At 56.4% G+C, this 7539-nt stretch carries 6 protein-coding genes; 3 read left to right on the forward strand and 3 right to left on the reverse strand.

Annotated elements, in window-relative coordinates; genetic code table 11:
• Window positions 1-88 precede the first annotated feature (88 nt).
• Together FZ041_RS14005 and FZ041_RS14010 are read right to left on the reverse strand one after the other, a co-directional pair.
• The gene (locus tag FZ041_RS14005; protein ID WP_149190015.1) at window positions 89-1477 is read right to left on the reverse strand and encodes an aspartate ammonia-lyase; all 1389 of its coding nucleotides are present in this window, start codon (window positions 1475-1477) and stop codon (window positions 89-91) included.
• Window positions 1478-1727: 250 nt separating this feature from the next.
• Entirely contained in the window at window positions 1728-3158 is a 1431-nt protein-coding gene (locus FZ041_RS14010; RefSeq protein ID WP_075443156.1) for a DASS family sodium-coupled anion symporter, read from the reverse strand.
• A 230-nt stretch (window positions 3159-3388) separates the two neighbouring features.
• Between FZ041_RS14010 and FZ041_RS14015 the strand changes: the two genes are divergently transcribed.
• Complete coding sequence (locus tag FZ041_RS14015) at window positions 3389-4729, forward strand: sensor histidine kinase (protein ID WP_149190016.1); 1341 nt, start codon at window positions 3389-3391, stop codon at window positions 4727-4729.
• Window positions 4726-5598: a response regulator gene (locus FZ041_RS14020; RefSeq protein WP_149190017.1), complete on the forward strand. Its 873-nt coding sequence runs from the start codon at window positions 4726-4728 to the stop codon at window positions 5596-5598. The genes FZ041_RS14015 and FZ041_RS14020 overlap by 4 nt, the downstream gene beginning before the upstream one ends.
• Here the strand turns inward: FZ041_RS14020 and FZ041_RS14025 are convergent.
• Window positions 5588-6556, reverse strand: a complete 969-nt coding sequence (locus FZ041_RS14025; RefSeq protein ID WP_255449448.1) for a LysR family transcriptional regulator — start codon at window positions 6554-6556, stop codon at window positions 5588-5590. The two genes, FZ041_RS14020 and FZ041_RS14025, sit on opposite strands and share 11 nt — an antisense overlap.
• A gap of 163 nt (window positions 6557-6719) precedes the next feature.
• Here FZ041_RS14025 and cuyB point away from each other — a divergent pair, with 163 nt between their 5' ends.
• Window positions 6720-7439, forward strand: coding sequence for a cysteate racemase (cuyB, locus tag FZ041_RS14030; RefSeq protein ID WP_149190018.1), 720 nt, complete (start codon window positions 6720-6722; stop codon window positions 7437-7439).
• Window positions 7440-7539: the final 100 nt, after the last annotated feature.

Genomic DNA, 7539 nt, shown 5'->3' on the forward strand with positions numbered 1-7539 from the left:
TATTTTTGTACAGTAAAAATCCCCCAGGGGATTTGGAAGCATCCTGGGGGATTTTCGGGGAATTTATAGAAAGTTCTTGGATAGCGGATCAGCCGGCGATGCCCGGGGTCGTCATCTGTTTCGGGGAGAGGATCTTCTCCATCTTCTCCTGGGAGATGAGGCCCTTCTCCAGGATGACCTGACGGACCGGTTTGCCCGTGTTGTAGGCTTCCTTGGCAATCATTGCGGAGTTCTCATAGCCGATGTGCGGCAGCATAGCCGTGACAACACCGACGCTCTTGTCGAGCCACTCCTGGCACTGCTCTTTATTCGGCTCAAGGTCGATGAGCAGTTTATCAACGAAAGTATCAACAGCATTAGCCATGTACTTCATCGAATTGAACATGTTGAAGCTGATGACCGGCTCCATGACATTGAGCTCGAACTGGCCGTTCTCAACGCCGAGGGAAACAGCGATATCGTTAGCGATGACCTGATAGCAAGCCTGGTCGAGGACCTCAGCGATAACCGGATTGACTTTGCCCGGCATGATCGAGGAACCCGGCTGGCGTTTCGGCAGCTTGAGTTCGTTGAAGCCGCAGCGCGGGCCCGAAGCCATCATGCGGAAATCGTTAGCCATCTTGATGAGCACCAGTGCCGTCGTCTTCATAGCGCTCGATACATCGGAGAAACCATCGGTGTTGTTCGTTGCATCGATGATGTTGTCAGCCGTCACATATTTCTCGCCCGTGACTTCCGAAAGCGTCTCAGCGACTTTCTTGATGTACTCCGGCTCAGCATTGAGGCCCGTGCCTACAGCCGTGCCGCCCATGTTCATGACATGGATGCCATCGATGGCATGATCGATGCGGGCAATGCCGCGGCGGATGGACGAAGCATAGGAGCCCATCTCCTGGCCCAGCGTGATAGGTACAGCATCCTGCAGATGCGTACGGCCCATCTTGAGGATATCCTTGTACTCCTCAGCCTTCTTCTCGAGTTCCGTAGCGAGACGGTCGAGCGAAGCCGTGAGTTTCTTTGCCTTATGCGAGAGGCAGACCTTGATGCTCGTCGGGAAGCTGTCGTTCGTCGACTGTGCCATGTTGGCATGGTTGTTCGGGGAGATGATATCATAGCTCCCTTTCGGTTTGCCGATGATCTCGAGGGCGCGGTTACAGAGAACCTCGTTGACATTCATGTTGACTGACGTGCCAGCGCCGCCCTGAATCGGATCAACCGGGAACTGATCGAGCCATTTGCCTTCGATGATTTCGTCAGCAGCCTGGACCAGCGGCTCGCCGATCTCTTTCGGCAGGCGGCCCGTAGCCATGTTAGCCAGGGCAGCAGCTTTCTTTACCTTGGCAAATGCCTGAACGAAATCCGGATCGATTGTCTGACCCGTGATCTTGAAGTTATCAATGGCACGCATCGTCTGGACACCATAGTAAACATCATCCGGTACCTGAAGCTCACCAATGAAATCATGCTCTGTTCTCATAATCGTCCACGTTCCTTTCTCTCGGCTGCTGTTATCCCCCAGCAGTCACAAACAACATCATTGATAGTGAAACGTATTGTTTCTGATTCCTAGAATCATCAATCGCTTAACTTGGTATTATTGTATCATGTATACAAAATACACGCAAGTACAAAATTAATATTTTTTACTTTTTTGTCCGCCTGAATTGTACATTATTGTAGTACAATTCAGGCAGGCAAATCATTTTCCGCAACGAAATCACATAGGCTTACAACATGCCGAGCACTTTCATGACTGGCAGGCCAACGCCCATCCAGACCACGATGTGCAGGACCGTGATGATGAAGCCGATCTTCCACCACTCACCCTGGCCCATGAAGTTCGCGCCGAAGAAGATCGGCGTGACACCGCAGCCATAGTGGGTGAGGAACGAGGCGCTGTTGCAGAGCGCGCCCAAGAGGATCAGTACGCCGAGCACCGGCGCACCAGCAGCCACCAGGATCGTCGCGAAAGCCGCAAACAGAGCCATGATATGGGCACTGTTGCTCGCGAGCAGATAGTGTGCAAAGGTATAGATGAGGCAGAGGATGATGAGCATCGTCATCCACGGCATTCCTGCGAACTGTGCAGCCATAGCCCCAGCAAACCATTTCATCAGACCGAATTTCGACAGGTAGGCTGCCATGTTGACCAGCACGCCCATCCATACGAGGACGTCCCAGGCACCATGCTGCTTCGTGATATCCGACCAGTCGAGGATCTTCGTCAGGAGCATGGCCGAAAGGCCCAGGAGTGCGACGAAGGCCGAGTCAATATGGTGGATGGAGCCCGTAGCCCACATGACGAGAGCTGCGATGAAGATCACGCAGAGGATCTTCTCCTTGAGCGTCATAGCGCCCATCTGGCTGAGCTCTTTCTTGGCCAGCTGCATCGTCTCCGGGGAGTCCTGGATCTCCGGATTGATGAGCTTATAGAGGATAGCCGGCGTAGCGATGGTCAGGATGAGGCCCGGAATGATGCAGGCCAGGAACCACTCGCCCCAGCCGATCGAAGTGCCGAACATCTCCTGGGCCAGCGTGTTGCAGAGCACGTTGTTCGAAGCGCCCGTCAGGAAGATGCAGGCCGAGGTGATGACAGCGGCATAGGCGCTGAACATCAGGAAGGCACCCGTGCGCTTGTTCTTGCCCGTCTCCGCATCGGAGCCGATAGCTGCCGTGACACTGCGGACGATCGGATAGATGATGCCGCCGCCGCGCGCCGTGTTGGACGGCGTGAACGGAGCGATGATGAAGTCAGCCGCACTCATGACATAGGCGACGCGCAGCGTGCTGCTGCCAAACTTCGAGAGCAGCATGTAGGAAATGCGCTTGCCAAGCCCCGTCTTGATGAAGCCCTCGGCGAACATGAAGGCCGATACGATCAGCCAGATCGTCGTGTTCGAAAAACCAGCCAGCGCCTCACCCGGCTTCATGATGCCGAGCACCGGCAGCAGAGCGCAGGCGATGATAGCGATAGCACCGATTGGCATCGGCTGCAGGATGAAGCCTGCGATAGTCGCAATGAATACGGCGAGCAGGCCCCAAGCCTGCGGGCCGACACCAGCCGGTGCCGGGATGAACCAGATGATTGCGCCAATGGCCACACACATGAGGCCACGTACCAGGGGACTGAGCCCTTGGCTTTGCTTTTGTTCAGACATGATACTTCCTCCTTATGATTCCGTCCCATCAGCCATTCCTGCGTTTCCAACGATAAGAATTGACTAATGGTTTGATTGATGATATTAATATAACTAACCGACTACAAGAAACTACAAAATCCGACACATTAACGACAAATATTTTTTGATAATTTTATATTATCTCTAAGAGGATACATTTATACGTGTATACAAAATAATAAATACACATCATCTTGAAGGAGTACATCATGTTTGACACCAAGCCCACGCGCCGTGACTGGCTCGTGTTCCTATTCATGCTCATCCTCGTGCCGCTGGCCGGTGAGCCCAAGATCCACCCCTTCACCGGGGACTTCGCCAATTTCCGCGTGAGCTTCGGCTCGCCGGTCTTCCTGCTGTTCCTGCTCTGGCTGCGCCCCTTCCCGCGGCTGTTCACCGGCACCTGCGCCGGCATCACGGTCATGCTGTTCCGCACGGCGCTCGATGTCTGCCTCTACGGCCAGCCACTGGGAGCTTCCTTTGCCCTGCATGTGCCGACTTTCTTCTATTATTTCGGCTATGCGCTGTTCTTCGCACTGCCGCAGCTCACGCACAAGTCCATCTACGCCCAGGCCCTCGAGATCGCCTTCTGGGCCATCATCGCCGAGGTCTTTGCCAGCGTCGCCGAGCTGGCAGCCATGAACGCCATCGCCTATCAGGAAAGCTACCAGCTCACCCTCGGCATGCTCGGCCGGCTGCTGCTCATCGCGGTCTTCCGCTGCTTCTTCATCCTCTCGTTCTTCTTCCTGTTCCAGCTCTACAACACCGAGGTGCGGCTGACGCGCAAGACCAAGGAGCAGCACCGGCTCTCGCTGCTGATCTCGAGCCTCTACGAGGAGGCCTTCGAGCTACGCTGCGCCCTGCGCAGTGCCGAAGATGTCACGCACGACTGCTATCAGATCTACGACGCCGTCAAGACACTAGCCCATACGCCCCAGCAGCAAGCCATTGCGCAGGAACTGCTGCGCATCGCCGGCCAGTGCCACGAAATCAAGAAGACCCATCAGCGCATCTATGCAGGCCTGCAGGAGCTCACGAACAACCGCCATGTCGAGGACTACCTGCCGCCCGACCAGATTGTCCGGCTGCTCGTGCATACGCAGGAAAAATACGCGCGCTCGCTGAATAAAGATATCAGCTTCCATAGCAATGTACCGCGCGGCCTGCCGCCGCTGCACGTCTTCCTGCTGCTCTCGCTGCTCGGCAACCTCGTCGCCAACGCTGTCGAGGCCATCCAGGGCCAAGGCCTGGTATCCATCCGGGTAAGCGGCGGCCAGGGCGACGATAAACTCAGCATCCATATCGGCAACACCGGCAGCGCCATCCCGCCACACCGCCTGTCCCGGGTCTTCCATCCGGGCTACACGACGAAATTCGACAGTACCGGCAAAGCCTCCAGCGGCGTCGGGCTTACCTATGTCCGCCATCAGGTGGAAAATCTCGGCGGCACGATTGCCATCGACTCCGACGGGCAGAACACCGTCACCTGCGACATCGTCCTGCCCTGCCACAAGCTCCACAAAAACGACACGAAAGGAAATCAACCATGAATATCCTGCTTATCGACGACGACGAAGCCATCCGCATGATGCTCCAGGACATCATCGAAGACTACAATCTCGGTGAAGTCGTGGCCAGCCTGCCCTCCGCGGCGGAACTTACCAATAGCCTGCTGGCCCTGCACCATGTCGACATCCTGATCATCGACATGCTGATGCCCGGCATCGACGGCATCGCCGCCGTCAGCCAGATAAAAAAAGACTTCACCGGCAAGATCATCATGCTCTCACAGGTCGAGAGCAAAGACCTCGTCGGCAAAGCCTACGAACAGGGCGTGAACTACTACATCACCAAACCCTTGAACCGCAATGAAATTGTCAGCATCATCCGGAACGTCAGCGAGCACCTGCGGCTGGAATCCTTCGCCCAGAACCTCCAGAGCTCCCTGGCCAGCCTCACGCCGCAGGCGATGGCCGCACCAGCCCCCGCTCCCTCCCCAGCACAAAAAGGAACGGCGCTGCTGCAGGAGCTGGGCATAGCAAACGCCCCCGGCGCACAGGATCTTTTGGATATCATCAGCTATCTCACGCGCCATCCCGGTATGAATCCGAGCCTCAAGCAGCTATTCACCAATGTCGCCAGCGAACGCCCTGCCACCAGCGATGCGCCCCGCGAAGCTAAAGCCATGGAGCAGCGCCTGCGCCGCACCATCTATCAGGCGCATGTCCACCTCGCCACGCTCGGTGCCGTCGACTACACAAATCCCCGTTTTGAAGAATACGCACCTATCTACTTCGACTACAGCGACATCCGCAATACCATGCGGCTCATCGAAAACGATGAAAAGCCCTCGCTGTCGCAGGTACATATCAACACGAAAAAATTCATCTTCGCCCTCTACGACGCCATCACGCGCTGATTTCCGGACGCCCGTAAAGCGCCAGGCTGCAAGCAAGGAACCCCTCCATGGCCTTCGTACGGTAGCCGCACTTCTTGACCGCCAGGAACGTCTGCCGCGTCGCCAGCTCGCCACTCAGCCGGTAGTATACCAGCGCCTCGGTTGGCGCGGCCAGGCGCACCAGCGTATCGGTCAAAAACGTCGGCCCGAGTCCCTGCCGGGCCATATGGAACGCCGTCATCAGCTGGTTGAGATACAGCCTGACCTGCGGCGTGACCTTGGCTGCCTGAAAAAGCCCCCTGGCCCGCCGGTGCATATCGTTGCCCTTGCCGAGCAACAGGAACGGCTCCTCCGCAAATGCCGCCAGCGAAACCGGCTGCACCGTACCATCGCGATGACGCCCCGCCAGGATATCCTCACGCCTGAGCCTGCACGCCTGCAGCTCCGACCGTGTATTGATGGCCAGCCCCGCCGGCACTGCCAATAGCAGCTGATCCGTATAGAACGGCAGGATATCATAAAGCGACGCATCATAGATTCCGCTGTCGACAATGACATCCAGTTCGCCGTTGGCCAGCTTGTGATACAGATCCGCAGAATCCGACTCCGTCACCGTGAGCCGGATCTGCGGATATTTTTTGCTGAACGCCTCAATCATCGGCGGCAGGAAACAGGACGCAAAGAAATTCGTCCCGCCGAGCTGCAGCGTGCCGCTGGCCAGTCCTGCCAGATCTCCGCAATAGCGCTCCAGGTCGCGCTGGATGCGGTAGATGCGTTCTGCTGCCTCGATATACGCCTTGCCCGCATCGGTCAGCTGCAGCGGGCTCCGGCTGCGATCGAAAAGCGGCAGGCCGATTTCCGTCTCCACACGCTTGATTGCCGCCGACAGGGCAGGCTGAGAAACGAACAAGCGCCGCGCTGCCGCCGAAAAACTGCGCGCCTGCCAAACGGCATAGACATAATCCATTCCACTAATCATGAATATTTTCTCCTTATCCTTATAATATTTTTTTATGCAATTGTTAAAGTTATACATATTTGCTTATATCATACGCCAATGCTATGCTAGAAGCAAGCAAAGAACAGACAACAATCCGGCAGCCAAAAGAAACGCACGCCCATAGAATAAGGAGGATCGCATCATGAAAACGATTGGAATCATTGGCGGCATGGGCCCCATGGCCACCGTCGACCTCATGCAGAAAATCATCTGCGCCACCGAGGCCCGCGAAGATCAGGAGCACATCCATATTCTCGTCGACAATAATACCAACGTTCCCGACCGCACAGCGGCCATTCTCGGGCAGGGCCCCAGCCCCGTTCCCGAACTTCTGAAATCAGCCGAGCGCCTGACCAGCCAGGGAGCGGATTTCCTCGTCATGGCCTGCAACACCGCCCACTACTTCCTGCCACCGCTGCTGCCCTATCTGCAGATTCCCGTCATCAGCATGATCGAAGCAACGGCCGAATACTGTAAGACCCAGGGCTACCAGAAAGTCGGCCTGCTCGCGACGACAGGCACCTGCCGCACAGGCATCTACCAGCGCGCCCTCGAGCACGCCGGCATAGAACCGCTGCTGCCCACTGAAGCACAAGGCGCCGCCATCCACGCCATGATCTACGACGGCGTCAAAGCCGGCTTGAGAGACTACGATACCCAGCCCGTCTGCCAAGCCCTGCACGAAATGGAAGCCGCAGGGGCCGAAGCCTTCATCCTCGGCTGCACCGAAATCCCCGTCGCGGTTGCCATGTACCACATCACTGGCAACTTCATCGACGCTACCCAAGTACTCGCCGAAAAAGCCGTCCGCCTCGCAGGCGCCTCCTGCCACTCCCAGCTGCCGCAGCCAGCCGCCCGCTAAAACAGCGTTATCCACAAAAATATCCACATATACACGCAAAGCTGTGCATAACTTGTTGATTTCTCGTAAGTTATGCACAGCTTTTACTTTCCTGTAAATA

This window comes from Pseudoselenomonas caprae (assembly GCF_008271345.1).
Taxonomy (GTDB): Bacteria; Bacillota; Negativicutes; order Selenomonadales; family Selenomonadaceae; genus Selenomonas_A; species Selenomonas_A caprae.